At 70.5% G+C, this 24,360-nt stretch carries 29 protein-coding genes; 15 read left to right on the top strand and 14 right to left on the bottom strand.

What is annotated here, in order from left to right; all coding sequences use genetic code 11:
* Positions 1-58 precede the first annotated feature (58 nt).
* Genes GEMRO_RS0110380 through GEMRO_RS34895 form a run of 3 tightly spaced genes read left to right on the top strand, consistent with a single transcriptional unit; the run spans position 59 to position 1,100 of the window.
* A complete protein-coding gene (locus tag GEMRO_RS0110380; RefSeq protein WP_084507772.1) occupies positions 59-784 on the top strand; it encodes an SGNH/GDSL hydrolase family protein in 726 nt (241 codons plus the stop codon).
* A gap of 14 nt (positions 785-798) precedes the next feature.
* Positions 799-942 carry a hypothetical protein gene (locus GEMRO_RS34900; protein ID WP_205624951.1) on the top strand — a complete coding sequence of 48 codons (144 nt, stop codon included), beginning with the start codon at positions 799-801 and terminating at the stop codon, positions 940-942.
* Positions 942-1,100 carry a DUF2293 domain-containing protein gene (locus tag GEMRO_RS34895; protein WP_407645426.1) on the top strand — a complete coding sequence of 53 codons (159 nt, stop codon included), beginning with the start codon at positions 942-944 and terminating at the stop codon, positions 1,098-1,100. The genes GEMRO_RS34900 and GEMRO_RS34895 overlap by 1 nt, the downstream gene beginning before the upstream one ends.
* A gap of 29 nt (positions 1,101-1,129) precedes the next feature.
* Here the strand turns inward: GEMRO_RS34895 and GEMRO_RS0110370 are convergent, their stop codons facing one another.
* The 4 genes from GEMRO_RS0110370 to ruvX form a co-directional block, all read right to left on the bottom strand.
* On the bottom strand, positions 1,130-2,116 hold the full coding sequence (locus tag GEMRO_RS0110370) for an MBL fold metallo-hydrolase (RefSeq protein ID WP_027133925.1): 987 nt from the start codon (positions 2,114-2,116) through the stop codon (positions 1,130-1,132).
* A gap of 102 nt (positions 2,117-2,218) precedes the next feature.
* Entirely contained in the window at positions 2,219-2,809 is a 591-nt protein-coding gene (locus GEMRO_RS0110365) for a disulfide bond formation protein B (protein ID WP_027133924.1), read from the bottom strand.
* A 10-nt stretch (positions 2,810-2,819) separates the two neighbouring features.
* On the bottom strand, positions 2,820-2,975 hold the full coding sequence (locus tag GEMRO_RS34650) for a DUF5993 family protein (protein ID WP_169728359.1): 156 nt from the start codon (positions 2,973-2,975) through the stop codon (positions 2,820-2,822).
* An 85-nt stretch (positions 2,976-3,060) separates the two neighbouring features.
* On the bottom strand, positions 3,061-3,549 hold the full coding sequence (gene ruvX, locus GEMRO_RS0110355) for a Holliday junction resolvase RuvX (protein ID WP_027133923.1): 489 nt from the start codon (positions 3,547-3,549) through the stop codon (positions 3,061-3,063).
* Between the two features lie 69 nt (positions 3,550-3,618).
* Between ruvX and gatC the strand changes: the two genes are divergently transcribed.
* The 3 genes from gatC to gatB are packed head-to-tail and all read left to right on the top strand — an operon-like array spanning position 3,619 to position 6,835.
* Positions 3,619-3,906 (top strand): Asp-tRNA(Asn)/Glu-tRNA(Gln) amidotransferase subunit GatC, encoded by a 288-nt coding sequence (gatC, locus tag GEMRO_RS0110350; protein WP_027133922.1) that lies wholly within the window; start codon positions 3,619-3,621, stop codon positions 3,904-3,906.
* Complete coding sequence (gene gatA / locus GEMRO_RS0110345) at positions 3,903-5,387, top strand: Asp-tRNA(Asn)/Glu-tRNA(Gln) amidotransferase subunit GatA (protein ID WP_205624949.1); 1,485 nt, start codon at positions 3,903-3,905, stop codon at positions 5,385-5,387. The genes gatC and gatA overlap by 4 nt, the downstream gene beginning before the upstream one ends.
* The gene (gene gatB, locus GEMRO_RS0110340) at positions 5,384-6,835 is read left to right on the top strand and encodes an Asp-tRNA(Asn)/Glu-tRNA(Gln) amidotransferase subunit GatB (RefSeq protein ID WP_027133920.1); all 1,452 of its coding nucleotides are present in this window, start codon (positions 5,384-5,386) and stop codon (positions 6,833-6,835) included. The genes gatA and gatB overlap by 4 nt, the downstream gene beginning before the upstream one ends.
* A gap of 43 nt (positions 6,836-6,878) precedes the next feature.
* Here the strand turns inward: gatB and GEMRO_RS0110335 are convergent, their stop codons facing one another.
* The 8 genes from GEMRO_RS0110335 to GEMRO_RS28915 form a co-directional block, all read right to left on the bottom strand.
* Positions 6,879-7,331 carry a type II toxin-antitoxin system VapC family toxin gene (locus tag GEMRO_RS0110335; protein ID WP_027133919.1) on the bottom strand — a complete coding sequence of 151 codons (453 nt, stop codon included), beginning with the start codon at positions 7,329-7,331 and terminating at the stop codon, positions 6,879-6,881.
* Positions 7,328-7,603 (bottom strand): FitA-like ribbon-helix-helix domain-containing protein, encoded by a 276-nt coding sequence (locus tag GEMRO_RS32585; protein ID WP_051328922.1) that lies wholly within the window; start codon positions 7,601-7,603, stop codon positions 7,328-7,330. Before GEMRO_RS32585 ends, GEMRO_RS0110335 begins: the two co-directional genes overlap by 4 nt.
* Positions 7,604-7,655: 52 nt before the next feature.
* A complete protein-coding gene (locus tag GEMRO_RS0110325; protein WP_027133918.1) occupies positions 7,656-8,495 on the bottom strand; it encodes a class I SAM-dependent methyltransferase in 840 nt (279 codons plus the stop codon).
* A 41-nt stretch (positions 8,496-8,536) separates the two neighbouring features.
* The gene (locus GEMRO_RS28925) at positions 8,537-9,475 is read right to left on the bottom strand and encodes a methylenetetrahydrofolate reductase (RefSeq protein ID WP_205624948.1); all 939 of its coding nucleotides are present in this window, start codon (positions 9,473-9,475) and stop codon (positions 8,537-8,539) included.
* A 163-nt stretch (positions 9,476-9,638) separates the two neighbouring features.
* Complete coding sequence (locus GEMRO_RS0110315) at positions 9,639-9,992, bottom strand: VOC family protein (RefSeq protein ID WP_027133917.1); 354 nt, start codon at positions 9,990-9,992, stop codon at positions 9,639-9,641.
* Between the two features lie 31 nt (positions 9,993-10,023).
* Positions 10,024-10,839 (bottom strand): helix-turn-helix domain-containing protein, encoded by an 816-nt coding sequence (locus tag GEMRO_RS28920; RefSeq protein WP_051329585.1) that lies wholly within the window; start codon positions 10,837-10,839, stop codon positions 10,024-10,026.
* Positions 10,840-10,868: 29 nt separating this feature from the next.
* Positions 10,869-11,669 (bottom strand): phosphotransferase, encoded by an 801-nt coding sequence (locus GEMRO_RS0110305; RefSeq protein ID WP_027133916.1) that lies wholly within the window; start codon positions 11,667-11,669, stop codon positions 10,869-10,871.
* Between the two features lie 44 nt (positions 11,670-11,713).
* Entirely contained in the window at positions 11,714-12,610 is an 897-nt protein-coding gene (locus GEMRO_RS28915; RefSeq protein WP_051328921.1) for a dihydrodipicolinate synthase family protein, read from the bottom strand.
* Between the two features lie 121 nt (positions 12,611-12,731).
* Here GEMRO_RS28915 and GEMRO_RS0110295 point away from each other — a divergent pair, with 121 nt between their 5' ends.
* The 4 genes from GEMRO_RS0110295 to GEMRO_RS0110280 all read left to right on the top strand — a co-directional run bounded on the left by GEMRO_RS0110295 (position 12,732) and on the right by GEMRO_RS0110280 (position 16,819).
* Positions 12,732-13,571, top strand: a complete 840-nt coding sequence (locus GEMRO_RS0110295; protein ID WP_027133915.1) for a transporter substrate-binding domain-containing protein — start codon at positions 12,732-12,734, stop codon at positions 13,569-13,571.
* 7 nt (positions 13,572-13,578) lie between these two features.
* Positions 13,579-14,529, top strand: a complete 951-nt coding sequence (locus GEMRO_RS35230; protein WP_084506797.1) for an amino acid ABC transporter permease — start codon at positions 13,579-13,581, stop codon at positions 14,527-14,529.
* A 148-nt stretch (positions 14,530-14,677) separates the two neighbouring features.
* Positions 14,678-16,309: a bifunctional aspartate transaminase/aspartate 4-decarboxylase gene (locus GEMRO_RS0110285; protein ID WP_027133914.1), complete on the top strand. Its 1,632-nt coding sequence runs from the start codon at positions 14,678-14,680 to the stop codon at positions 16,307-16,309.
* Between the two features lie 36 nt (positions 16,310-16,345).
* Positions 16,346-16,819 (top strand): nucleoside deaminase, encoded by a 474-nt coding sequence (locus GEMRO_RS0110280; protein ID WP_027133913.1) that lies wholly within the window; start codon positions 16,346-16,348, stop codon positions 16,817-16,819.
* Positions 16,820-16,846: 27 nt separating this feature from the next.
* On the opposite strand, the gene GEMRO_RS0110275 is transcribed toward GEMRO_RS0110280, so the two are convergent.
* Both GEMRO_RS0110275 and GEMRO_RS0110270 read right to left on the bottom strand, forming a co-directional pair.
* Complete coding sequence (locus GEMRO_RS0110275) at positions 16,847-17,629, bottom strand: glucose 1-dehydrogenase (RefSeq protein ID WP_027133912.1); 783 nt, start codon at positions 17,627-17,629, stop codon at positions 16,847-16,849.
* A 31-nt stretch (positions 17,630-17,660) separates the two neighbouring features.
* Positions 17,661-18,644 (bottom strand): sugar-binding transcriptional regulator, encoded by a 984-nt coding sequence (locus tag GEMRO_RS0110270; protein WP_027133911.1) that lies wholly within the window; start codon positions 18,642-18,644, stop codon positions 17,661-17,663.
* A gap of 288 nt (positions 18,645-18,932) precedes the next feature.
* Here GEMRO_RS0110270 and GEMRO_RS0110265 point away from each other — a divergent pair, with 288 nt between their 5' ends.
* The 5 genes from GEMRO_RS0110265 to GEMRO_RS0110245 all read left to right on the top strand — a co-directional run bounded on the left by GEMRO_RS0110265 (position 18,933) and on the right by GEMRO_RS0110245 (position 24,311).
* Positions 18,933-19,811, top strand: coding sequence for a transketolase (locus GEMRO_RS0110265; RefSeq protein WP_027133910.1), 879 nt, complete (start codon positions 18,933-18,935; stop codon positions 19,809-19,811).
* Positions 19,808-20,758: a transketolase family protein gene (locus GEMRO_RS0110260; RefSeq protein WP_027133909.1), complete on the top strand. Its 951-nt coding sequence runs from the start codon at positions 19,808-19,810 to the stop codon at positions 20,756-20,758. The genes GEMRO_RS0110265 and GEMRO_RS0110260 overlap by 4 nt, the downstream gene beginning before the upstream one ends.
* Before the next feature lies 1 nt (position 20,759).
* Positions 20,760-22,226, top strand: a complete 1,467-nt coding sequence (locus GEMRO_RS0110255; protein ID WP_027133908.1) for an FGGY-family carbohydrate kinase — start codon at positions 20,760-20,762, stop codon at positions 22,224-22,226.
* Positions 22,227-22,317: 91 nt separating this feature from the next.
* On the top strand, positions 22,318-23,259 hold the full coding sequence (locus GEMRO_RS0110250) for an ABC transporter permease (protein ID WP_051328920.1): 942 nt from the start codon (positions 22,318-22,320) through the stop codon (positions 23,257-23,259).
* A gap of 122 nt (positions 23,260-23,381) precedes the next feature.
* Entirely contained in the window at positions 23,382-24,311 is a 930-nt protein-coding gene (locus GEMRO_RS0110245; protein ID WP_027133906.1) for a sugar ABC transporter substrate-binding protein, read from the top strand.
* Positions 24,312-24,360 lie beyond the last annotated feature (49 nt).

The raw sequence follows: 24,360 nt of genomic DNA, 5'->3' as shown, positions 1-24,360 counted from the left end.
CGGAAACGCCGGCGCGCGCCGGGCGTTGCGGACGAAGCGCGGGATCGGGAGGATGGGCATGCGCCGGGACGGCCAGGCTTCGCGCCGCGACCTGCTGGCGGGTGCCGCGGCCGCCACCTTTCTTGGAGGCGTCGCGGCTGCGGAGGATGCGCCGGTGAACCATGTGGTGCTTCTGGGCGATTCGGTGTTCGACAACGGCGCCTATGTCGGGGGCGGGCCGGACGTCGTGGCCCAGCTGCGCCAGCGCCTGCCGCGGGGATGGCAGGCCAGCCTGGCCGCCCGGGATGGCGGCCGGATGGAGGACATGCCGCAGCAGCTGCGCGCCATGCCGGCCGGCGCCAGCCACCTCGTGATCAGCGTCGGCGGCAACGATGCGCTGGCCCATGCCGGGATCTTCGAGGAGGCGGCCGGATCGGTCGGCGACGCGCTGCTCCAGGTGGCGGCGGTGCGGCAGGACTTCGAGGCGGCCTACAGGGCGATGCTGGACCAGGCGCAGGCGCTCGGCCTTCCGGTTGCCGTCTGCACCATCTACGACACCGCCTATCGCGAGCCGCGCCGCACCCTCGCCGTCACGGCGCTCGCGGTGCTCAACGACGCCATCACCCGCCAGGCCTTCCGCCGCGGCCTGCCCCTGGTCGACCTGCGGCTGGTCTGCGACGAGGCGGCCGACTTCGCCAACCCGATCGAGCCCTCGGTGCAGGGCGGCGGCAAGATCGCCCGGGCGATCACGACAATGCTCGCTGGGCACGATTTCGGCCGGGGCCGCGCCGCAGTCTACCTCTGAGCGGCCGCTCCGCCATGGCCGGCCGCGCCGCCATTGAGGACGCCCTGAAGCGGCTGGCGCCCGGGATCCCGCGCCACGAGGCGGCCAGCATCGTCGATGATGCGATGGACAATCCGAGGCTGCGCAGGGCCGCTCCGGAGGAGGCCGCCTGGCCTTGATGGTGGCCTATGTCCGGCATGTTTTGACCGACTACGACGCGCTGCTGGCCGAGGGCTACGACATGGACAGCGCCCGCGCGTTCGTGGCCGGCGACATGGAAGCCATCCTGCATGACTGGGGCGTGCGCCGCAGGCTGGCTGGCCGGGAGGCGGGCTGAGCCATGGCCCGCCTCCCGGCCGCCACGGCTCAGACGTTGAGCTGGTAGCTCACCGGCACCCACAGATAGCGGTCCGGATGGCGGTCGATGAAGCCCAGCGCCGGGAACGGCATGTGGTAGCCGGTGACCGGGATCCGGTCGGCGGCGGCCATGTCGAAGATCCGCTTGCGGGTCTCGCCGGCGGCTTCCTTGTCCATGTCGTACTGCACGTGCCATTCCGGGCGCTGCACCGAGACCACGTAATGGTTGGCGGTGTCGGCCCAGAGCAGCAGGCGCTGGCCGTCGCTCTCCAGGTGGTAGGCCATGTGCCCGGGCGTGTGGCCGAACGCGGCGACCGCCGTGATCCCCGGCACCGCCTCGCCGCCATCGGCCAGGAAGCTGGTCTTGTCCGCCAGCGGCATCATGTTGGCGCGGAACAGCTTGGCGCCATTCTCGGTGGGGCCGCTCAGCCGCTCGTCGGCCGCCCAGAAGTCGTACTCGGCCTGGCCGGTGACGTAGCGGGCATTGGGGAAGGTCGGCTGGCCGTCGGTCATCAGCCCGCCGATATGATCGCCATGCATGTGGGTGATCACCACCACGCTGACCTGCCCGGGCTCGTAGCCGGCAGCCTTCATGGTCTCGACCAGGTTGCCCGCGTTCGGGCGCCTTGCCGGGGCGTTGCCGGTGTCGAACAGCACGAGCTCGCTGCCGGTGTTCACCAGGACCGGGGTGAAGCTGTTCTCCATCTTCTCCGGCGGCAGGAAGTTCATCTGCGCCAGCTCGTGCACCGCCTCGGCCGGCTGGTCCTGGCCGAAGATCGGGTGCGGCCCATCGCCCTGGACATAGCCATCCAGCAGGGTGGTGACCCGGAAGCCGCCAAGATCGAAGCGGTAGAAGCTCGGCCGGGCTAGGTCCTGCATCGGTGTCGCGGCCCTGGCCGTGCTTACGGGACCCGACATGGCAAACGCGCCGGCCGCCGCCACGCCGGCACCGGCCGCCAGCATGTCGCGGCGGCCCAGGCTGAAGTCTGATCGCATCGACGTTCTCCCCATCTGGACGGGGCAGTCTGGTCGTTGCCCTCCGTCCCACCAGAGGGGAGATAGAACCCCTGCCCCGCCGCGGCGAGCGCCAGGGACGGGTCACTCCGCTCCGGGTACCGGCAGGGGGTCGTCCAGCAGGATGTAGGACTGCGGGTCGTCGGGGCAGAGCCCGCCGGCGCATTCCAGCACGGTGGACACGCCATTGCCGGCCGCCATCAGCAGGGCCAGGGCGATGGCCAGCCCGCCCAACGCGCCCAGGCCGGCAGCGCCGTTGCGCAGCATCGCCAAGTCGTCCGGCTCCTCGAACTGCCGGTCGAACAGCAGCATCATGGCAGCACCCAGCACGATCACCAGGAACAGGATCAGCGCCCAGGTGTAGAAATGCAGCCCCAGGATCGGGTCGCCATAGGCGCCGGTGCCCGGGACGATGTGCAGGAGCACCTGCCGCGCGGAGATCGCGGCCCCGACCAGCGCCGCGATGATCACCAGCCCGTAATGGCTCGGGCGCGGCCCGAAGCGCAGGTTGAGGGCCAAGCCCGCCAGCACCGCGGCGAACGCGCTGCGCTGGAGGATGCAGAGCGGACAGGGCAGTTCGCCAAGGGCGAGCTGGAAGCCGAACGCCACCAGCAGCACGGCGCCCACCGCGAGGAGGCCCAGGGCATTCAGGCTGCGTGCCAGGGATGGGCTCATGACGGCAGCCTCACCATGCCAGTGCCAGCGGGTCGGTGGCGTGCAGGGCGAACAGCAGGAGCGTCCCCAGCAGCGAGAGGACCAGCAGCACGACCGCGGCGGCGCGGTGTCCGGTCCAGGCGCACAGGATCGCCGCCGCCTGCGCAAAGAACGGCAGGCTCATCATCCGGATCTTCTCCCATTCGGCCGCACGTCGTTTCCGGCTCGGCGCGAGCTTATGGGCTTGGTGCCATCCCGCAAGATCCGTGGTGCTACGGGCCGGCCGGGCCGCCGCTGCTAAGCGCCCGCACCGCCTCCCCCAGGATCAGCGCCGCCGCCAGATGGTCGATCCGGCCGTCCCTGCCCGGCGGCGGCAGCTCGCCGGCGTCGATCGCGGCCTCGACCCCGCCGGTGGTGAAGCGCTCGTCCTGCAGCAGCACCGGCAGCCCCAGCACCGGCACCAGCAGGTCCAGGAAGTTGCGGACGCGGTCGCAGGCCTGGCCCTCCTTGTCGTCCAGGCCGAGCGGCCAGCCCACCACGAGCCCAGCCGGCACCCGCTTGCGGGCGAGCTGCACCAGGGTCTCGCGGTCGTGGGTCCAGGATTTGCGGACATGGGTGAACAGCGGGGTGACCATCCGCCGCTCGGCATCGGTGCCCGCCAGGCCGATCGCGCGCTTGCTGATGTCCAGCGCCAGCAGGCCGCCGCGCTTGGGCAGGGCCGCCCTGAAGTCGCCATGGTTGCGGAAGATCGATGTGGACACTAGCTTCCGTGCGCCTTTTGCGGCCGTGTCGGCCGTTTTCCCATCCCACGCGCAGGAGACCAGAGATCCATGGCGATCGACAAGGCCACGGTGGCGAAGATCGCGCATCTGGCCCGCCTCGAGGTTCCTGAGGACAAGCAGGAGCATCTGGCAGCCGAGCTGTCCGGCATTCTCGGCTGGGTCGAGCAGCTGGGCGAGGTAAACACGGACGAGGTCGAGCCGCTGCGCTCGGTGATGCCGATCACCCAGGACTGGCGGGCGGACGACGTCACCGACGGCAACCGGCGCGACGACGTGCTGGCCAATGCGCCGGCCAGCCAGGACGGATATTTCGTGGTGCCGAAGGTGGTCGAATGAGCGTGGATCTGCACCGGCTGACGGTGGCTGGGGCCAGGAAGGGCCTGGCCGCCCGGGAGTTCAGCGCGGTCGAGCTGGCGGAAGCGCATATCGCGCAGATGGAGTGCCACCGGGCGCTGAACGCCTTCATCACCGAGACGCCCGAGCACGCGATCGAGCAGGCGAAAGCCTCCGACGCGAAGCTGGCCAAGGGCGAGGCGGGCGCCCTGGAGGGCATCCCGATCGCGATGAAGGACCTGTTCGCCACCAAGGGCATCCGCACCACGGCCGGCTCGAACATCCTGAACAACTTCGTGCCGCCCTATGAGAGCACCGTCAGCGGCAAGCTCTGGCAGGCGGGCGCCGTCTGCCTGGGCAAGACCAGCCTGGACGAGTTCGCCATGGGCTCGTCCAACCTGTCCAGCGCGTTCGGCCCGGTGGTAAATCCCTGGACCAGGCCCGGCGACGCCAAGCCGCTGGTGCCGGGCGGCAGCTCCGGCGGCTCGGCCGCGGCGGTGGCCGCGCGCATGTGCCTGGCGGCGACCGGCACCGACACCGGCGGCTCGATCCGCCAGCCGGCCGCCTATACCGGCATCACCGGGATCAAGCCGACCTATGGGCGCTGCTCGCGCTTCGGCATCATCGCCTATGCCTCCTCGCTGGACCAGGCGGGCGCGTTCGCCCGCACCACCGAGGACTGCGCGATCCTGCTCCAGGCGATGGCCGGCCACGACCCGAACGACAGCACCTCGGCCGACATGGCCGTGCCGGACTTCGCGGCCAATCTCGGCAAGTCGCTCAAGGGCCTGCGGATCGGCATCCCGAAGGAGTACCGGGTCGAGGGCCTTTCCCCCGAGATCGACCGGCTCTGGCAGCAGGGCGCCGACTGGCTGCGCGCCCAGGGTGCGGAAGTGAAGGAGGTCTCGCTGCCGCACAGCAAGTACGCGCTGGCGACCTACTACATCATCGCCCCGGCGGAAGCCTCGTCCAACCTCGCCCGCTACGACGGCATGCGCTACGGGCTGCGCGTGGACGGCCGCAACCTCGCCGACACCTACGAGAAGTCGCGCGCGGCGGGCTTCGGCGACGAGGTCAAGCGCCGGATCATGATCGGCACCTACGTGCTCTCGGCCGGCTATTACGACGCCTACTACGTCAAGGCGCAGAAGCTGCGCCGGATCCTGGTGAACGACTTCACCAAGGTGTTCGAGGAGGTCGACGCGGTGCTGACCCCGGCCACGCCGACCCCGGCGTTCCGGATCGGCGAGGAGTCCGACGACCCGGTCGCCATGTACCTGAACGACGTGTTCACGGTGACCGCCAACCTGACCGGCCTGCCCGGCATGAGCGTGCCGGCCGGCCTGTCTTCGGATGGGCTGCCGCTGGGCCTGCAGATCATGGGCAGGCCCTGGGACGAGCCGACCGTGCTGCAGATCGGCGCCGCCCTGGAAGAGGCCGCCGATTTCAAGACGCTACCCTACGGGATCGAGGCCCGGACATGAGCTGGACCATCGAAGGCAACACCGGCACCTGGGAGATCGTGGTCGGTCTCGAGGTGCACGCGCAGGTCTCCAGCAAGGCCAAGCTGTTCAGCGGAGCGGCCACCGAATACGGCGCCGAGCCCAACACCCAGGTCAGTCCGGTGGATGCCGGGATGCCCGGCATGCTGCCGGTGGTGAACGCCCGCTGCGTCGAGCTGGCGGTGCGCACCGGCCTGGGGTTGAAGGCCGAGATCAACAAGGTCTCGGTGTTCGAGCGGAAGAACTACTTCTACCCGGACCTGCCGCAGGGCTACCAGATCAGCCAGTACCAGCACCCGATCGTGGGCAAGGGCGAGCTGATCCTGGACATGCCGGACGGCACCCAGCGCCCGATCGGCATCACCCGCCTCCATCTGGAGCAGGATGCCGGCAAGTCGATCCACGACCAGGGCCACGACACCACCCTGATCGACCTGAACCGCTCCGGCGTGGCGCTGATGGAGATCGTCAGCGAGCCGGACATCCGCGACCCGGAGGAAGCCGTCCTCTACATGCGCAAGCTGCGCTCGATCCTGCGCTATCTGGGGACGTGCGACGGCAACATGGAGGAAGGCTCGCTTCGCTGCGACGCCAACGTCTCGGTGCGCAAGCCCGGCGAGCCGTTCGGCACGCGCTGCGAGATCAAGAACGTCAACTCCATGCGCTTCGTAGCGCGGGCCATCGAGTACGAGGCGCGCCGCCAGGTCGACATCCTGGAGAGCGGCGGCAGCATCGACCAGGAGACCCGCCTGTTCGATTCGGTGAAGGGCGAGACCCGCTCGATGCGCTCCAAGGAAGAGGCGCACGACTACCGCTACTTCCCCGACCCCGACCTTCTGCCGCTGGAGCTCACCGACGGCTTCATCGAGGAGATCCGGGCGAGCCTGCCGGAACTGCCCGACGAGAAGCGCCAGCGCTTCATGGAGGAATACGGGCTCTCGTCCTACGACGCCGGCGTGCTGGTCGCCGAGCGCGAGACCTCGGCCTATTACGAGGAGGCGGCGAAGCTGGGCGACCCCAAGCAGGCCGCCAACTGGATCATCACCGAGCTGTTCGGCCAGCTCAACAAGGCCGGCAAGGCGATCACCGAGAGCCCGATCACGGCGGCCAACCTCGGCAAGCTCCTGTCCCTGATCAAGGATGGCACGCTTTCCGGGCGCCTGGCCAAGGACGTGTTCGCGATCATGTTCGAGACCGGCCAGGCCCCGGACCGGATCGTGGAAGAGCGCGGCATGAAGCAGGTCACCGACACGACCGCCATCGAGGCGATCGTGGACAAGCTGATCGCCGACAACCCGGGCCAGGTCGCCACCGTCCAGAAGAACCCCAAGGTCGCCGGCTGGTTCACCGGCCAGGTGATGAAGGCCACCGGCGGCAAGGCCAACCCGGGCGTGGTCAACGAGATCGTGGCGAAGAAGCTGGGGATCTGAGCTTGTTTGCCCGCCAGGGCCGCCCAGGCGGCCCTGGCGCATTTCAGGTCCGGCGGCTGCCCGGCACGTGCTCCCAGGGGTTCACCAGGGGCACGCCCAGGCCGGCGAAGTCCCGGGCATTGCGGGTGGCCACCGTCAGCGCCCGCTGGCACGCGACCGCGGCGATCTGCACGTCCTGCACCTGCAGGGCATGGGGCTGCTTGTCCCGGAGCAGGGCAGCGAGGCGCCCGTATTGCAGCGCCTCGGGCAGGTCGAACGGAAGGACCCGGCCCGCCAGCGTCGTCTCCAGCAGGTCGTCGAACCAGGCCTGAAGATCGCGGCGCTTCCTGCCGGGAGGCAGGCGCTCGATGCCGAAGGCAAGTTCGCTGACGACGATCGACGCCGTCAGCAGTTTGTCCTCGCCGGTCACCGCCTCGAACCAGGCCAGGACGGATGGGTCGGGCTCCGGCTTGAACAGTTCGCTGATCACGTTGGTGTCGAGCAGATAGCCGGTCACGGAGCTTCGACGGCCTCGGCGTCCAGCCCTTGTGTACCGTCCAGCGCCGGCCGGCTGCCTTGCCCGATCGCCTCCGCCTCTTCCTGGCTGATCTCCGGCCGGTTCCGGCGGATCGCCCGCACGAAATCCGCGCCGGTCAGCTTCTTGCGCTCCAGGGCGTCGCGCAGGATCAGCCGGTGTTCCGCCTCGGCCGAGCGCCCGGCCTTGCGCGCACGCTCCTTCAGTTCCTCGACGAGGCTCTCCTCGACCTGACGGACGATCAGCGTCGCCATCCTGCCCTCCTGAGAGATGCTATCGAACTGATAGACACACGGCAGGGCAGGTTCAAGCCGCCCCCTCGTCCGCCTCCGACACGCTGCCGCTCACCAGGTGGAACTTGATCGGGATCGAGATGCCGTCGCCTGTCCGGTAGGTCTCCGCCCGCTCCAGGAACAGCGCCCGCACCCGCTCCCGCGCGGCATCCGACTGCGCCCCCAGGATCGCCGAGACCCGGGCGAACGCGCCCTGGCCGATGTCCCACCAGTCGGCGGCCGCCGGCACCACGTGGCGAAAGCCCAGGCTCTCCAGGCAGATGTCCTCGAACCCGGCTTCGTCGAGCAGGCCCACCAGCGCCTTGCGGTCGGCGAAGCGGAAGATCGGGGGCCCTGGCGGCAGCAGGTCCGGGGGCGCGGTCAGCGCCAGTTCCTCGATCAGGTCGACGAACAGGCCGTTCACCCGGTTCTCGTCGGGGCCGCTCCACCAGGACAGGGCGATCCGCCCGCCTGGCTTGAGCACACGGCGGGCCTCGGCGATCGCGGCGTCCGGCGCCGAGAGATGGCCGATGCCGAAGCTCATGGTCAGCGTGTCGAAATGCCGGTCCTCGACCGGCAGCCGCTCGACCGAGGCGGAGGCGACCTGGATCTCCGGCGCCCGCCCGTGCAGGATCGCCAGCATGCCCGGGCTCAGGTCGAACGCCTCGACCTCAGCGCCTCGCTCCAGCGCGCCCAGGGCCACGATGCCGCTGCCGCAGGCGAGGTCGCCATGCCGGCCGCCCGGCCGCACGCCCGCCGCGTCCAGCAGCCCCTCGACGGCCAGGGCCGTGACCGGCTCGAACAGGTCGCGGTAGCTGGGCGCCAGCCGGTCGTGGACATCCCGCTCGAAGCGGTCGAAGGCGTCGTCGGACATGATGCGGCCCCGGAGCTTGGAAAGGGCCGACCCTATCCCGCTCAGGCGGTGACGGCAAAACCTTCGCCGTCGCTCTCCATGGTGAAGCTGCCCTCGGCCAGCGCCTTCGCGTAGGCGGCGGTCTTGTCGAACCCGCCGAACGGGTAGAAGTGCAGCCCGGCGATCAGGTTGTCCCGGTCGCCCGCCACCGCGTTGGCCAGGTCGACCACGAACCCGTCCGGCTCGGCGGCGGTGACCAGCTGCAGGACGTTGCCGGCGCGCTTGCTCAGGAAGGACAGGGAGTTGCCGACGCCGCACATCTGGGCATAGCGCAGCAGGCTCTTGATCGAGGCAGGACCAGGCAGGCCGATCCGGATCGGCAGGCGGTTGCCAGCGTCGCGGATCGCCTGCTCCCACAGCAGGACCTGGCGCCCGTCGAAGCAGAACTGGGTCATCAGCTCCACGGTCATCCCGGAGCGCGCCGCCCACTCGTTCTTGGCGGCCAGCGCGCCGGCCAGGCCGTGCGCGTCGATGTCGGGGCTGCCCTCGGGATGGCCGGCCACGGCGATCCGGGCAAAGCCCAGCTCCTGGAACAGGCCGGTCTCCAGCACGTCCATGCTGCTGGAAAACGGCCCCTGCTGGTTGGCGACGCCGCCGCCGATCACCAGCGCCTCGCGCACCCCCACGGCGGCGAGGCCGCGCAGGTAGACGTCCAGCGCCTCGGCCGAGGCCAGGGTGCGGGCCGGCACGTGCGGCACCGGCACCATGCCCTCGAACACCAGCCGGGCGGCGGTCTGCAGAATCTGGGCAGCGTCCTCGTCGGGCAGGTAGGCGATGTTGACCCGGGTGCCCTTGGGCAGCGGGATCCGCTCGAGCTTGGCAGCCTGCTTCGGCGTGATCTCGATCGACCAGCCCTGCGCCAGGCCGGTCACCCTGGCCGCGACGTCCTGGTGCTTAGCCGCGCCGCGCCGTCCGAAGAGATCCCGAAACGCTACCGCCATCGACGGTTGTCCCCGTGCCTTCTGGTCGGGTGCATCCCGACTGGACAGCATATGGGGTTTCGCGGACGCCGATGCTGGTGTGGACAAGCCGCGGGACTTGCCTGCATGCGACACGCTGCGAACGGCCGCCGGCGGTGGCAAGCCTGCCCTCCTGGCCCGCCCCTCAGCCGGCCGACCAGACCGCCAGCTCGTAGCCGTCCGGATCCTGGAAGTGAAAGCGGCGCCCGCCAGGAAAGGCGAACACCGGCCGGACGATCCGCGCGCCCAGCTCCTCCAGCCGCGCCTGGGCGCCGGCCAGGTCGTCGGCATAAAGGATCACCAGCGGCCCGCCTGGCCGGACCTGCCCCTCGGTGGTCAGCCCGCCGGTGATCCGCCCGTCGGTGAACTCGCAATAGGTCGGGCCGTACTCGGTGAAGCTCCAGCCGAACGCTTGGCCGTAGAAGGCTTTGGACCGGCCGATGTCGGCCACGGCGAACTCGATGTTGTCGATCTGGCGGTCGGTGCCGTGCGCGGCCATGACGCGTCTCCCCTGGCAGGTGGTGCGCCGATCATGCACCCGGAGCCGGGGCCGGGTCTTGAACCGATCGGCCAGCCGGCCGGTGGAGCTGGGCCGCGAGGCGGCTGGCCGTCATCCCGCAAAGGTCCCGGACTTCCCGGGCGAGATGGGCCTGGTCGGCATAGCCGGTCTCGGCGGCCAGGCTCGCCAGCCCCGGCCGGTCCGGGCGGCCGGCCGCCGCCAGGAAGCGCTGCAGGCGCAGGATGCGGGCAAGCGTCGCGGTGCCGTAGCCGAAATGGTCGCCGCTGCGCCGCCGCAGCGTCCGCTCGCTCTGGCCGAGCCGGTCATGCAGCCGGTCGCCAGGCCCGCTCCCCCCTGCCAGCCGCTCCGCCGTGGCCCGCAGGATCGCCCGCGCCAGGCCGTCCGGCGGTTCGATCCCGGCCGCGAGCTGCGCCAGCGCCGCCTGCAGCAGGCCGGCCCGGCACCCGGGCTCCGGCGCGTCCTCCAGCATCCGCGCCAGCCGCCGCGCCCTCTTCCCCCAGATCGCCTCGAGCTCGACCTCGCGGCCGGTGATCTCCGACATCGGCAGGCCCAGCCAGCGACGGGCAGCACCCGGCTGGAAGCGCAGGCCCAGGATGGTGGCGCCTGGCCGCAGCTCCGGCAGGGCCGCCGTCACGTCCGGCCCGGCCACCCGCAGGCTGTTCTCGCGCCAGAGCAGGTCGACGCAGCCGTCCGGCACCACCGCGACCGGCCCAACATGGTCCGCCGGCGCGACGTGGCTCCACGCGCAGCGAAAATGCGCCTGGAGCGCCGGGATCGGGGCCTCCTCCCGGTACCTGCCGACCCGTCCGGCGAGCATCAACTCCATGGGCAGCGTTTCCGTCCGGCCGGTGGCTGTCAGCCGAGCCGGGCGGCGCAGCGCTCCAGCCGCGCCCACCCCTGGCGGACCAGGCCAGGATCGCCCAGCCGGTTGCCCTGGTCGAGATACCATGCCCCGGCAATGCCCAGCGCCAGGGTCGCCTGGTCCTCGACCCGGGCGCGCCAGAAGCGATCGTCCCGGCCATAGCCGTCCAGCAGCGCCTCCAGCCCGTCCGCGTCCAGCCCAAGCTCGATCCGGGCGGTCGCCAGGTCGAAGGCCGGGTCGTTCATCCCGGCATATTCCCAGTCGATCAGCCGGGGCCGGCCGTCCTGCCACAGGATGTTGGCGGCATGGACGTCGTCATGGGAAGGCGCCCGGCGCTCGACGCTTTCGTCCAGCCGCCCGGCCAGGGCCTGCAGGGGCTCCCCCAGGGGCAGCGGCTCGATCCTGGCCAGATGCGCCGCCACCACCTCGGCCGCCCGGAATGTCCAGGCGAACTCGACCGGCGTCGCGTGCAGGCGGCGCAGCAGCAGGCCCAGCGCCGCCAGCGCCGCCCGGTCGCGGGCGATCTCCGCCACCTCCCGCACCACGCGGTCCGGCTCCTGCCGGGTGAGCATGGTGCCATCCTCTTCGTCGAAGAACAGCACCGGCAGGCCCACGCCTGCGGCCGCCGCCGCCCGCTGGGCCAGGCGCTCGTGGCGACGGTCCACCCCGGCGGCCGCCCCGCCCTTGGGCAGGCGCAGCGCGAAGCCGCCGACCGGCGTGTCCAGGGCGAACATCGCGTTGGTGTGGCCGTTCATCGGCCGCGCACGGATCGTCGCCGGGTCGAGCGCCGCCAAAGCGGGGATCCGGGCATAGGCTCCCCGGAGCGCCCGGTCCGGGCTCAGGGCAGCGGCGGCAGGTCGGCGACCAGCCGGTCCAGCACCGAAAGGCCGAACGGGGTCGGCAGGTCGCCCGGCATCCGGTCATGGACCTCGCCCAGCCCCAGCCGCCTCGCAGCGGCGCGCTTGCCATAGGTCAGCATGTGCGGGATCGACTGCATCACGAACACGATCAGCGGCAGCACGTCCGCATAGAGCCGGTCGGCCTCCTCCCACCGGCCGGCCTGCGCCGCCTTCCAGATCGCGACATGCACGTCCACCAGTTCCGGCGCCGGGATCATCCCGGCGCAGCCGGCGCGCAGGATGTCCGACAGCTCCAGCCCGCCCCTGCCGTTGAACACCGAGACCTCGCCCCTCAGCTCGTCGATGGTCCGGCGGATCGAGACCGCCGAGCCCTCGCCCTTCAGCAGCAGGAAGTTGGGGTGCTCGTCCTTCAGCCGGCGGATCGAGGCGTCGGACAGGCCGACCCCGATATAGTCCGGCGCGTTCTGGATCGCCGCCGGGATCGGGCAGGCGTCGATCACCCTGCCGAAAAAGGCCAGCAGCTCGTCCTCGGGCAGCGGCCGGCGCGGCGGCGGCTGCAGGATCACCCAGGACACGCCCTGGCTGGCCGCCTCGCTGGCAAAGTTGATCTGCTCGGCCTCGCTCTCGCCGAACACGGTGATCGCCACCGGCAGGCGGCCGCGCACCCCGTCGACCAGCCAGCGCATCAGCGTGCGCCGCTCGGCATCGCTGAGCTTGGCGACCTCGGTGGCCAAGCCCAGCGCCGCGATCCCGTCGGCGCCCGCGGCGACGCAGGCCTCGACCTGGCGCAGCACCGCCTGGTGGTCCAGCCGGTCGCGCTGGTCGAAGAAGGCGTAGAGGATCGGCCAGATCCCGGTGAAGCCCGGCACAGTCATCGCGTTCCTTCCCCCCTGTCTTTCCCTCCGCATACAGAAGCGGCGGGATCGGCGCCACGCTTGCCGTCGCGCCGGGTGGCCTTCATCCTGCCCCGGTCGAGGAACGAGCGGGATGAACGAGATGCCGATGCCGATGCCGCGCTGCGGAACGATCGCCGTTGCCCTAGCCCTGTCCGTGCTGGCCGCCGCGAGCGCCCGGGCCGGGGAGGTCCTGGACCGGGTCAAGTCCAGCGGCACGCTCACCATGAGCACCGATCCGGAATACCCGCCGCAGTCCTCGCTGGACCCCATGACCAACGAGTTCGTCGGCTTCGACATCGATGTCGGCCGCGAGATCGCCAGGCGCCTGGGCGTGGAGATCGCCTTCGTCACGCCCGGCTGGGATGTGGTGACCGCCGGGCGCTGGGCGGGGCGCTGGGACATGTCGGTCGGCAGCATGACGCCCACCAAGGAGCGCGCTGAAGTTCTGGACTTCCCCGCGGTCTACTACTTCACCCCGGCCTCCCTGGTGGTGCATGCCGACAATGAAACGATCGCCCAGCCGGCCGATGCCGGCGGCAAGCAGATCGGGGTCGGCCAGGCGACCACCTACGAGAACTACCTGAAGAAGGACCTGGTGATCGACGTCGCCGACGCCCCGCCGTTCGACTACGTGATCGAGGACGCGGTGATCCGTACCTACGAGACCGACCTTCTGGCCCTGGACGACCTGCGCCTGGGCGACGGGGTCCGGCTGGACGCGGCGCTGACCGCCCTGCCGACCATCCTGGACGCCATCGAGCGCGGCTATCCGTTGAAGCTGGTGGGCGAGCCCTTGTTCAAGGAGCCGCTGGCGGTGGCGATCGAGAAGGGCGATCCGGAATTCTCGGCGGAGCTCACCCGGATCGTCGACGAGATGAAGGCCGACGGCACCCTCGCAGGGCTTTCCGAGCAGTATTACGGCGTCGACCTGACCCGCTGACCCGGACGTGCTCTCCGACCTTCTCGCACGGCGCGGCGCCAGGCTGGCGGTTCTGGCCTGCGTCGCCTTCCTGGTCGCCTTCTCCTTCCCCTGGTCGGTGGCGGGCTTGGCCGGCCTGCCGCCGCTGCTGGCCCGGCTGGTCGGCGCGGCCCTGGTCACCGCCCTGGTGTTGACCAACGCGCTGCTGATCGCCCGCATCCCGTTCGAGTTCCAGGTCCTGGTCGCCTGGACCGAACTGCTCCTGGTGTTCGGCCTGTTCTTCTGGAGCTTCGGGCTGGATTACGGGTTCATCCTGGCCCGCCTCCCCGGCCTGCTGGGCTTCGGCGTCGGCCAGGCCTTCATGCAGGGCGCCGTGCTCACGGTCACGATCTGCATGGTCTCGATCGCGATCGCCACCGTGCTGGCGCTGCTGGCAGCGCTCGGCCGCCTGTCCGGCAACGGCCTGGCGTTCGGCCTGTCGACCTTCTACATCAGCTTCTTCCGCGGCACGCCGCTCCTGCTCCAGGTCCTGCTGATCTATCTGGGCCTGCCGCAGATCGGGCTGGTGCTGGAAGCGGTGCCGGCCGGGGTGATCGCGCTGTCGCTATGCTACGGCGCCTACATGGCCGAGATCTTCCGCGCCGGGATCGAGGCGGTCGGCCGCGGCCAGCGCGAGGCGGCGGCGTCGCTCGGCCTGACATCCGGCCAGTCGATGCGCCTGGTGGTCCTGCCCCAGGCCATGCGGCTGGTGATCCCGCCCACCGGCAACCAGTTCATCGCCATGCTCAAGGACAGCTCGCTGGTCTCGGTGATGGGGGTCTGGGAGCTGATGTACCTCGCCCGCACCTATGGCCGGGGCGAGTTCAAGTACATGGAGATGCTGATCAGCGCGGCGCTGATCTACTGGCTGCTCTCGGCGGTGTTCGAGGTGCTCCAGGCCCGGATCGAGCGGCATTTCGGCAAGGGCGTGCGCCCTTGAGGCGAAGCCGTTGCGCTGGCGGCGTCATCGCCTATCGTGCCGACATCTACCCCAAAGTGAACAGGAAGCCATCTCGGCATCGTCCTCCGAGGTCATGGCCGATCAGGGGAAGAACGTCACCATCCCTTGCTTCGGGGGGAGTCGGATCATGGATGCGGGACGCCTGCGGGATTTCGAGGCGCTCAGCCTGTTCGAGATCAAGGACGAGCTGATCCGGCTGGCCGCCGGGACCTCGGCCAAGGCCGCCTCGACCTTCCTCAACGCCGGCCGGGGCAACCCCAACTGGCTGTCCACCACCCCGCGCGAGGCCTTCTTCCTGCTCGGCCAGTTCGCCATCGGCGAGAGCCGCCGGGTGCTCGACCTGCCCGAGGGCCTGGGCGGCCTGCCGGCCCGCAAGGGCATCGCCCGCCGCATCGAGGACTGGCTGGAGCGCCAGGCCGAGCAGCCGGCGGCCGGCTTCCTGCTGGAGGCGATCCATTTCGCCGTCGACCGCTTCCAGTTCGACCCGGACGAGTTCGTCCACGAGCTGGCCGACGCCGCCTGCGGCGACCACTACCCGATCCCGCCGCGCATCCTGCGCCACAACGAGGCGATCTCCCGGGACTATCTGCGCTGCGCCCTTGGCGGCGGCGCCTGGCCGGCCGGCCGGCTCGACCTGTTCGCGGTGGAGGGCGCCACGGCGGGGATCTGCTATCTGTTGCGGACGCTGCGCACCAACCGGCTGCTGCTCCCGGGCGACCGCGTCGCGCTGGGCACCCCGATCCTCACCCCCTATCTGGACCTGCCGCGCCTGGAGGATGCCGGGCTGGAGACGGTGGAGGTCCAGGCAGCGGCGGCCGACGGGTTCCAGTACGGCGACGCGGAGCTGGCCAAGCTCCTGGACCCCAGGGTCAAGGCGTTCGTGCTGGTCAACCCGGGCAATCCCACCGGCGTCGCGATCGATCCGCCGACCATGGCGAAGATCGTCCGGCTGGTGCGGACCCGGCGCCCGGACCTGCTGGTGATCACCGACGACGTCTATGGCAGCTTCGTGCCGGAGTTCCGCTCGCTGCTGGCCGAGCTGCCGGGCAACACGATCGGGCTGTACTCCTATTCCAAGTATTTCGGCTGCACCGGCTGGCGCCTGGGCCTGGTGGCGCTGCACCAGGACCATCTGGTCGACCGGCGGATCGCGGCCCTGCCGGAGCCGGTCCGCCTGGAGGTCGAGCGCCGCTACGCCAGCCTGGCGGTCGATCCCGGGACGCTGCGCTTCATCGACCGGCTGGTCGCCGACAGCCGCGGCGTGGCCCTGAACCACACCGCCGGCCTGTCCGGGCCGCAGCAGGTGATGATGATGCTGTTCGGCCTGTCCGAGCTGATGGATCTCGGCCGCGCCTACCAGGCGGTCTGCATCGACCTCCTGCACCGCCGGTTCCAGGCGCTGATGGGCGGGCTCGGCATCCACCCGCAGCCCGACCGGTTCTACGACGCCTATTACGGGCTGATCGACCTGGAAGCCTGGCTGACCCGGCATGTCGGCCCGAAGGTCGCCGCCTATGTCCGGGACAACGTCCACCCGCTGGACATCGTGTTCAAGCTGGCCGAGAGCCACGGGATTGTGCTGCTGAACGGCGGCGGCTTCCACGCCCCGGACTGGTCGGCCCGGGTCTCGTTCGCCAACCTGGACGACGAGGTCTATGCCGAGATCGGCCGGGCGATGCGGGCGGTGGCGCGCGGCTACCTGCAGACCTACCGTGCGGTGCAGGCCGCCAGGCCCGGGCCGGCCGATCCGCCGGACTGACGGGCGGCCGGGACCGCGCCATGAAAGGATCCGACCATGCCGGCGACCCAGCGCTTCCTTTGCCAGGCGATCGAGCTGGCCCGGGCCAATGTCGAGCAGGGCGGCCGGCCGTTCGGCGCGGTGGTGGTCCTGGCCGGCGAGGTGGTCGCCACCGGGGTCAACGAGACCGTCGCCACCCATGACCCCACCGCCCATGCCGAGCTCCTGGCGCTGCGCGCCGCCAGCCGGAAGCTCGGCTCGCCCAACCTTGCGGGCTGCACCGTCTATGCCAGCGGCCATCCCTGCCCGATGTGCCTGGCCGCCATGCGGCTGGCCGGGATCGGCGAGGTCGCCTACGCCTTTTCCAACGAGGACGGAGCGCCGTTCGGCCTGTCCAGCGCGGCCCTCTACGCCGACCTCGCCCGGCCGCTCGCCGAGCAGGCAATGCCGGTGCGTCACGTGCCGGTGCAGGACGGCGGCCAGCCGGACCTCTACGCCGCGTGGCGGCGCAAACAGGACTGCCAGGCCTGACCGCCCGTCATCCCGGCAGCGGGCCGGTCAGGACATGATCAGGCCGCCATCGACGTTGATGGTCTGGCCGGTGATGTAGGCGGCGTCGTCGCTGGCCAGGAACGCTACCAGGCCGGCCACGTCCTCGCCCTTGCCGGCGCGCGCCATCGGGATGTTCTTGACCCACTCGGCCATCAGCTCGCCCGGCTGGTAGTCGCCCAGCAGCTTGCCCCAGGCCTGGTCGTTGTAGGCCCACATGTCGGTCTCGATGATGCCCGGGCAGAAGGCGTTCACGGTGATCGCCTCCTTGGCGACCTCCTTGGCGAGGCTCTGGGTGATGCCGACCACGCCGAACTTGCTGGCGGCATAGTGGGGGGTGAAGACGAAGCCCTGGCGCGCCTGGCCGGAGGCGGTGTTGATCAGCCGTCCCCCCTGGCCGTGCTTGCGGATCCGGGCGATCGCCTCCTGGCAGCACAGGAACACGCCCTTGGTGTTCACCGCCATGATCTTGTCCCACTCGGATTCGGTCATGTCCTCGATCCGGGCGATGGTGATGACGCCGGCGTTCTGGATCGAGATGTCGACCCGGCCGAACTGCTTCTCCGCCTCGTCATAGAGGGCGACGACCGAGGCCTTGTCGGTCACGTCGCCGACAAAGGACGCGGCCTTGCCGCCCTGGGCGCGGATCGCCTCGGCGACCTTCTCGACCTGTGCCTCGTTGGCGGAGGCCAGCACGGCCGCCCCTTCCCTGGCGAAGCGCTGGGCGATGGCGGCGCCGATCCCGCGGCTGGCGCCGGTGATGACCACGGTCTTGCCTTCGAAACGCGACATGGAATGTCCTCCCTGGCTTGGCTGGAGCCGGTCAGGCGGCAGGAGCGGTCTGCGGGACGACGTCCTCGGCCAGCAGTCCTTCCGCCGTGAACCGGTCGGTGATGAGGATGTTGATGGAGCGGCCCAGAAGGGCGCCCTTGATCGCGGCCAGCTTGCGGCTGCCCCCCGCCACTCCCACGACCCGCGGCACGTTGCGCAGCTCGTCCAGGGTGATGCCGATCACCCGCTCGTCCAGGGGAACCCGGACCGGGGCGCCGTAGCGGCCGTAGAATCGAAGGCAGATGTCGCCGACCGCGCCGCGCTGGGCCAGATCGTGCAGCTCGTCGTCGGTGAACACGTTGCCGCTGTTGGCGAGCATTTTCGACGGCTCGATCGAGCCGATGCCGACCAGCGCCAGCGTGATGTGCCGGAACTCGCCGACGGTCTCGCGGACAAAAGAATCGGCCAGAAGCGCCCGCTTGGCGGCGGCCGTGCCGGCCACGCCCGGCGCCGGCAGCAGCCTCGGCCGGGCGCTGGTCAGCTGGGCCAGGCGGGTGGAGAGCTGGGTGGCGTGGATCTGCACCGCCGGGTTGCCCATGCCGCCCAGCATCTGCACGACCTGGCTGGCCTTGGTCCGCTTCAACGGATGGAGGCTGTCGACCATCCGCAGCAGTGAGGCGCTCCAGGACGAGATCCCGATCACTTCGCCATCGGCCACGGTGGTTTCCAGGAAATGCGCGGCCGCGTCGCCGATCGCGCTCAGGATCGATTCCTCCTGCGGCCCGGCGCAGTCGGCGACGATCACCTCGGCCAGGCCGTAGCGGGCGCGCAGCGTGTTCTCCAGGTCGGGGAAGGTGCCGCGCGGCGGGGTGATGGTGATCTTGACGATCCCCTCGGTGCCGGCCCGCTTCAGCAGGCGGGAGATGGTCGCCTGGGAGATGTGCAGCGCGGTGGAGATGTCGGCCTGCTTGAGCCCGTCCAGATGGTACATCTGGGCGACGCGGGTCATCAGCCGCAACTCGTTCAGCCGGCTCACCGGCCCCACCCTTCCATGCGTCCCTGTCCTTCCGGCGCTGCCCGGCCGCGGCGCCGCCCTCCTGAGGCAGCCACGCAGCCGTCTACTGATTCTATTCGTTCTGGAATAAACATTCTCGCGCCCGCCCCTTCCTCGTCAAGACCTCTTGCGCAGCGACAGATCGGGCGGGGTGTCAATCCCGCCTTTACGCATAAGCCGCATCTTTTTGTTGACGGATGGCAGCACCGTACGTAGCCTGAATTTAGATGCTTTACTGAATAAAAATTCAAAGCAAGGGAGCCAAGGGCAGTGACACAAGCTGCGGCAACCATCAGGCAGCTGGCCGGCCGTGCGCAGGAGATCGCCCGGTCCAGCGGCGAGGACGCCCCTGCCCTGCTGGCGGGGATCGCCCGCGAGGTGCGCCTCAACGTGCTGACCACCATCGGCGAGGCCGGCATGGGCCATGTCGGCGGCGATCTTTCCGTCACCGACATCCTGACCACCCTGTTCTTCGACGTGCTGAAGCTGGACCCGGCCAGGCCCGACTGGGCGGACCGCGACCGCTTCATCCTCAGCAAGGGCCATTGCGCCGTGGCGCTCTACAGCGTCCTGGCGCTGCGCGGCTTCATCGAGCCCGAGCTGCTGCCCACCTTCGGCAAGCCGCTCTCGGTGCTCAACGGCCACCCCAACCGCCGCAAGGTGCCGGGCGTCGAGGCCAATACCGGCCCGCTCGGCCACGGCCTGCCGATCGCGGTCGGCTGCGCGATCGCCGCCCGGCTGTCCGGGCGCGACTGGCGGACCTTCGTGGTGCTGGGCGACGGCGAGCTGCAGGAAGGCAGCAACTGGGAGGCCGCCATGGCCGCCGGCCATCGCGGCCTGGGCAGCCTGACCGCCATCGTCGACCGCAACCGCTTCCAGCAGGGTGCGGGCACCGAGGCGACCAACCGCCTGGAGCCGCTGGCCGACAAGTGGCGCGCCTTCGGCTGGGACGTCCACGAGGTCGACGGCCACGACCATGCCGCCCTGCTCGAGGTCCTGCGCCCGGCCCCGGGCGAGCGGCCGCGCTTCGTGATCGCCCACACCTTCAAGGGCAAGGGCGTCTCGTTCATGCAGGATCTGGTCGACTGGCACCACAAGGTGCCCTCGGCCGACCAGTTGCAGCAGGCCCTGGCGGAGGTTGGTCGATGAGCGCGCCCGTGATCGCCGAAGGCATGTTCGACTGCCGCAAGGCCTTCGCCGAGGAACTGATCGCCCTGGCCCGCCAGGACCAGCGGATCGTCGCCGTGGCCAACGATTCGGTCGGGTCCAGCAATCTGGGGGCCTTCCAGAAGGAGTTCCCCGACCGGCTGATCAATGTCGGCATCGCCGAGCAGAACATGGTCGGTGTGGCCGCCGGCCTCGCCAATGGCGGCTTCGTGCCGTTCGTCTGCTGCGCCTCGCCCTTCCTGACCGGCCGGGCGCTGGAACAGATCAAGGCGGACTGCGCCTATAACGGCTACCATGTCGTCCTGTGCGGCATGAGCCCGGGCATGGCCTATGGCGAGCTCGGCCCGACCCATCATTCGATCGAGGATCTGGCCTGGATGCGGGCGATCAACGACCTGACCGTGATGGTGCCCGCGGACCCCGCGCAGACCCGCGGCGCGATCCGCTGGGCGCTGCATGCCAAGGGGCCGGTGTTCCTGCGGATCGGCCGGTTCGGCGTGCCGGCGGTGACGCCGGAGGACGCCAGCTTCGAGGCCGGCCGGATCTACGAGCTGCGCCCGGGCCGCGACGTCACGCTGATCGCGACCGGCACCATGGTGTCGCGCGCCCTGGAGGCGGCCGGCCAGCTCGCCGCCGAGGGCATCGACGCCCGGGTCCTGAACGCGTCCACGATCAAGCCGCTCGACACGGCGATGGTCCTCAAGGCGGCGCAGGAGACCCGCGGCATCGTCACCGCCGAGGAAGCGGTGGTCGAGGGCGGCCTTGGCGCCGCGGTGGCGGAGTTCACCGCCCAGCACCATCCGGTCCGCATGCGGATCCTGGGCGTCACCGGCTTCGCGCCGACCGGCGACACCGCGTTCCTGCTCGATCATTTCGGCCTGAACGCGGCCGGGCTCGCCAAGGCGGCCCGCCAGATCCTGAGCCACTGACATGGCCGGCGCGCACATCCTCGCGATCGACCAGGGCACCAGCTCCACCAAGTGCCTCCTGGTCGACCGCCAGGGCAGGGTGGTGGCGAGCGGCACGGCCGAGGTCGGCCAGCGCCACCCGCACCCGGGCTGGGTCGAGCAGGACCCGATCGAGATCTGGCAGAGCGTCGCCGCCGCGGTGGCGGACTGCCTGGACGGCCAGGACCCCGCCAGGGTCGCCGCGATCGGCTTCAGCACCCAGCGCGAATCGCTGGTGGTCTGGGACCGGCGGAGCGGGGAGCCGGTCTCGCCGATGCTGGGCTGGCAGGACCAGCGCACCGCCGCCATGTGCGCCGGCCTGCGCTCGGACGAGATCGACCGGCAGGTGCTGGAGCGCAGCGGCCTGCCGCTCGACCCGATGTTCTCGGCGATCAAGGCGCGCTGGGTGCTGGACCAGGTTCCAGGGGCGGAGCAGCGGGCAAAGGCCGGCGAGCTCTGCCTGGGCACGGTCGACAGCTGGCTGCTCAGCCGCTTTGGCGGCGAGCACGTGATCGAGGCCGGCAACGCCGCGCGCACCCAGCTCCTGAACGTGCGCGACGTCGCCTGGGACGACTGGCTGCTCGACCTGTTCGGCATCCCGGCGGCGATGCTGCCGAAGGTGCTGCCCTCCAACGGGCCGTTCCCCTCCGCACGCGGTCTGGCCGGGCTGCCCGACGGCGTGCCGGTGCTGGCGGTGATGGGCGATTCGCACAGCGCCCTGTTCGCCCACGGCGCGTTCGAGCCAGGCCAGGTCAAGGCGACCTACGGGACCGGCTCCTCGATCATGGGCCTGATCGAGCGCCCGGACGCGCTGGCGGAAGGGGTCTGCCTGACCATCGGCTGGATGCTGGACCGGCCGGCCTTCGCCGCCGAGGGCAACATCCGCTCCACCGGCGCCACCATCCGCTGGGCGGCCGGGCTTCTGGGCGTCTCGCCCCAGGAGCTGGCCGACCTCGCCGCCGGGGCGACGAGCGACGGCGTGGCGCTGGTCCCGGCGTTCGGCGGGCTGGGCGCGCCCTACTGGGACGACAAAGCGGTGGCGCTGCTGGCGGGCTTCGGCCTCGGCACCTCCCGGGACAACATCGCCCGGGCGGCGCTGGAATCGATCCCGCACCAGGTCGCCGACGTGCTGGACGTGGTCGACCGGAGCGTGGGCCGGGTCGGCGAGCTGTTCGCCGACGGCGGCGCCACCAGGAACCCGGTGCTGATGCAGCTCCAGGCGGACCTGGCCGGCCGGCCGGTGCTCCGCTCCAATACGGCCGAGCTGTCCGCCCTGGGCGTCGCGCACATGGCGGGCCTGGGAGCCGGGTTCTGGAACATGGCCGAGCTTCTGGCCCTGCCGCGCGAGCGCCAGCGCTTCGAGCCGCGCATGGATGGGAACGAGCGCGAAGGGGAACGTCGCCACTGGCGGCGCATGGTAGCCAGGGCGCGCCTGCGCGCGCCGGACTGAACCGGATCGACGTCAATCGTTCCTGAACAACAGAAAACAGGGTAGGTCGGGGATGGAAGCGCGGGTTTCGCAATCATCGGGCGGCATCAGGATGCCGCGGATCAGCCTCACCAGCGGCGCCCAGGGCCCGCTGATCGGCCTGGTCGCCCTCTGCATCGCCTTCTCGCTGGGCTCCGACTACTTCCTGTCGGTGCGCAACGCCCTCAACATCCTGGACCAGGTCACGGTCCTGGGCATCCTCGCGATCGGGATGACCGCGGTCATCATCATCGGCGGCATCGACCTGTCGGTGGGCTCGGTCCTGGCGCTCTCGACCATGATGACCGGCTGGCTGTCCCACGAGTTCGGGCTCCCCATGGTCCCGTCCATCCTGCTGGGCATCCTGACCGGCGCCGCCTGCGGCCTGGTGTCCGGCCTCCTGGTGACCGAGGCGAAGCTGCCGGCCTTCATCGCCACGCTGACCATGATGTCGATGGCGCGCGGTGCCGCCAGCCTGCTCACCGACGGCCAGCAGATCGTCGGCTACCCGGACTGGTTCACCTCGCTCGCCATCATCCGCCATTTCGGCTTCCTGTCGGCGACCGTGGCCCTGTTCCTGGTGCTGGTGGTCCTGGCCGGCATCTATCTCCGCTTCCGCCCGGGCGGCCGCAATCTCTACGCGATCGGCGGCAGCCTGGAGGTCGCTCGCCTGGCCGGCATCTCGGTGCGCCGCTACATGCTGGGCGTCTACATCGCCTCCGGGGCGCTGGCCGGGGTCGCCGGGATTGCCTTGGCCGCCAGGCTCGACTCGTCGCAGCCGAGCGCCGGCCTGGGCTACGAGCTGGACACCATCGCCGCGGTCGTGATCGGCGGGGCCAGCCTGTCCGGCGGCGTCGGCAGCATCGGCGGCACCGTGGTCGGCGTGCTGATCATCGGCGTGCTGCGCAACGGCCTGAACCTTCTGGGTGTCTCACCCTTTATCCAGCAGATCATCATCGGCCTCGTCATCGCGCTCGCGGTGACCATGGACACGCTCGGCCGGCGCAAGGGCTGAACCGCCCGCGCCGGCCCGGTCGGGCCGATCGTGACAGCCTGAAGCGTTGGCAAGCCCGGTCGCTTCAGGCTTCAACCAAGCCGAACCGGGCCATTTCCGTCTTGGATCTAGGGAGGATCCCCATGCTTCGACGTACTTGCCTCGCCGCCGCGGCCCTGCTGATGGGCACGATGACCGCCGCCGTCGCGCAGGACCAGAAGGTCGTCGGCCTGGCCGTCGCCAACCTGCAGGCCGATTTCTTCAACCAGATCAAGCAGTCGGTCGAGGCGGCCGGCCAGGAGATGGGCGTCGAGATCATCACCGTCGACGCCAAGGGCGACGCCGCCGCCCAGGTCAACCAGATCCAGGATCTGCTGACCCGCCAGGTCCAGGCCCTGATCTACATCCCGGCCGGCGCCACCGCCGCCTCGGTGCCGGTCAAGGCCGCCAAGGCCGCCGGCGTCCCGGTGGTGACCGTCGACCGCAACCCGGCCGACGCGCCGGGCGATTCCTTTATCGCTACCAACAGCGTGGAAGCCGCCAAGGACCTCGCCAAGCATGTCTGCGAGCTCACCGGCGGCACCGGCAAGCTCCTGGTGATCCAGGGCCAGACCGGCACCACCCCGGAGCTGGACCGCGACCAGGGCTTCAAGGAGGGCTTGGCCGAGAACTGCCCCGGCGTGGAGGAGGTCGCCCGCCAGGCCAGCACCATGTGGGCCCAGGACGAGGGCTTCAACATCACCCAGGACATGCTGCAGCGCTATCCGGACGTGAACGTGATCTTCGGTCGCGCCGACGCCCTGGCGCTCGGCGCCGCCCAGGCGGTCAAGGTCGCCAATCTCGACCATGACGTGTTCATCGTCGGCTTCGACGGCGACGTCGCCGGCCTGAAGGCGGTCCAGGACGGCACGCTCGACGCCACCATGACCCAGCGCACCCAGGCCATGGGCCGGCTGGCCCTGGAAACGGCGCTGGCCCTGATCGACGGCGAGGAGGCCCCGGCCGAGCAGCTGCAGCCGGCGACCCTGACCACCCAGGAGAACGTGGGTCCGTTCATCGAGCAGCATCCCTGATCCGGGCCTGATCCGGGCCTGATCCGGGCCGCGACGACCTTCTGACGGA

The sequence above is a fragment of the Geminicoccus roseus DSM 18922 genome, assembly GCF_000427665.1.
GTDB lineage: Bacteria > Pseudomonadota > Alphaproteobacteria > Geminicoccales > Geminicoccaceae > Geminicoccus > Geminicoccus roseus.
This window is presented reverse-complemented; position numbering and strand designations above follow the sequence as displayed.

Coding starts and splice junctions, on each gene's coding strand:
- GEMRO_RS0110325 (WP_027133918.1), bottom strand. CDS start 8,495: ATGTCCGACGACGCCTTCGACCGCTTCGAGCGGGATGTCCACGACCGG.
- GEMRO_RS0110295 (WP_027133915.1), top strand. CDS start 12,732: ATGCCGATGCCGATGCCGCGCTGCGGAACGATCGCCGTTGCCCTAGCC.
- GEMRO_RS34895 (WP_407645426.1), top strand. CDS start 942: ATGGTGGCCTATGTCCGGCATGTTTTGACCGACTACGACGCGCTGCTG.
- GEMRO_RS0110255 (WP_027133908.1), top strand. CDS start 20,760: ATGGCCGGCGCGCACATCCTCGCGATCGACCAGGGCACCAGCTCCACC.
- GEMRO_RS0110245 (WP_027133906.1), top strand. CDS start 23,382: ATGCTTCGACGTACTTGCCTCGCCGCCGCGGCCCTGCTGATGGGCACG.
- GEMRO_RS0110280 (WP_027133913.1), top strand. CDS start 16,346: ATGCCGGCGACCCAGCGCTTCCTTTGCCAGGCGATCGAGCTGGCCCGG.
- GEMRO_RS28925 (WP_205624948.1), bottom strand. CDS start 9,475: ATGGCGGTAGCGTTTCGGGATCTCTTCGGACGGCGCGGCGCGGCTAAG.
- GEMRO_RS28920 (WP_051329585.1), bottom strand. CDS start 10,839: ATGGAGTTGATGCTCGCCGGACGGGTCGGCAGGTACCGGGAGGAGGCC.
- GEMRO_RS0110380 (WP_084507772.1), top strand. CDS start 59: ATGCGCCGGGACGGCCAGGCTTCGCGCCGCGACCTGCTGGCGGGTGCC.
- GEMRO_RS0110370 (WP_027133925.1), bottom strand. CDS start 2,116: ATGCGATCAGACTTCAGCCTGGGCCGCCGCGACATGCTGGCGGCCGGT.
- gatB (WP_027133920.1), top strand. CDS start 5,384: ATGAGCTGGACCATCGAAGGCAACACCGGCACCTGGGAGATCGTGGTC.
- GEMRO_RS28915 (WP_051328921.1), bottom strand. CDS start 12,610: ATGACTGTGCCGGGCTTCACCGGGATCTGGCCGATCCTCTACGCCTTC.
- GEMRO_RS34650 (WP_169728359.1), bottom strand. CDS start 2,975: ATGATGAGCCTGCCGTTCTTTGCGCAGGCGGCGGCGATCCTGTGCGCC.
- gatC (WP_027133922.1), top strand. CDS start 3,619: ATGGCGATCGACAAGGCCACGGTGGCGAAGATCGCGCATCTGGCCCGC.
- gatA (WP_205624949.1), top strand. CDS start 3,903: ATGAGCGTGGATCTGCACCGGCTGACGGTGGCTGGGGCCAGGAAGGGC.
- GEMRO_RS0110260 (WP_027133909.1), top strand. CDS start 19,808: ATGAGCGCGCCCGTGATCGCCGAAGGCATGTTCGACTGCCGCAAGGCC.
- GEMRO_RS32585 (WP_051328922.1), bottom strand. CDS start 7,603: ATGGCGACGCTGATCGTCCGTCAGGTCGAGGAGAGCCTCGTCGAGGAA.
- GEMRO_RS0110250 (WP_051328920.1), top strand. CDS start 22,318: ATGCCGCGGATCAGCCTCACCAGCGGCGCCCAGGGCCCGCTGATCGGC.
- GEMRO_RS0110285 (WP_027133914.1), top strand. CDS start 14,678: ATGGATGCGGGACGCCTGCGGGATTTCGAGGCGCTCAGCCTGTTCGAG.
- GEMRO_RS0110275 (WP_027133912.1), bottom strand. CDS start 17,629: ATGTCGCGTTTCGAAGGCAAGACCGTGGTCATCACCGGCGCCAGCCGC.
- GEMRO_RS34900 (WP_205624951.1), top strand. CDS start 799: ATGGCCGGCCGCGCCGCCATTGAGGACGCCCTGAAGCGGCTGGCGCCC.
- GEMRO_RS0110315 (WP_027133917.1), bottom strand. CDS start 9,992: ATGGCCGCGCACGGCACCGACCGCCAGATCGACAACATCGAGTTCGCC.
- GEMRO_RS0110365 (WP_027133924.1), bottom strand. CDS start 2,809: ATGAGCCCATCCCTGGCACGCAGCCTGAATGCCCTGGGCCTCCTCGCG.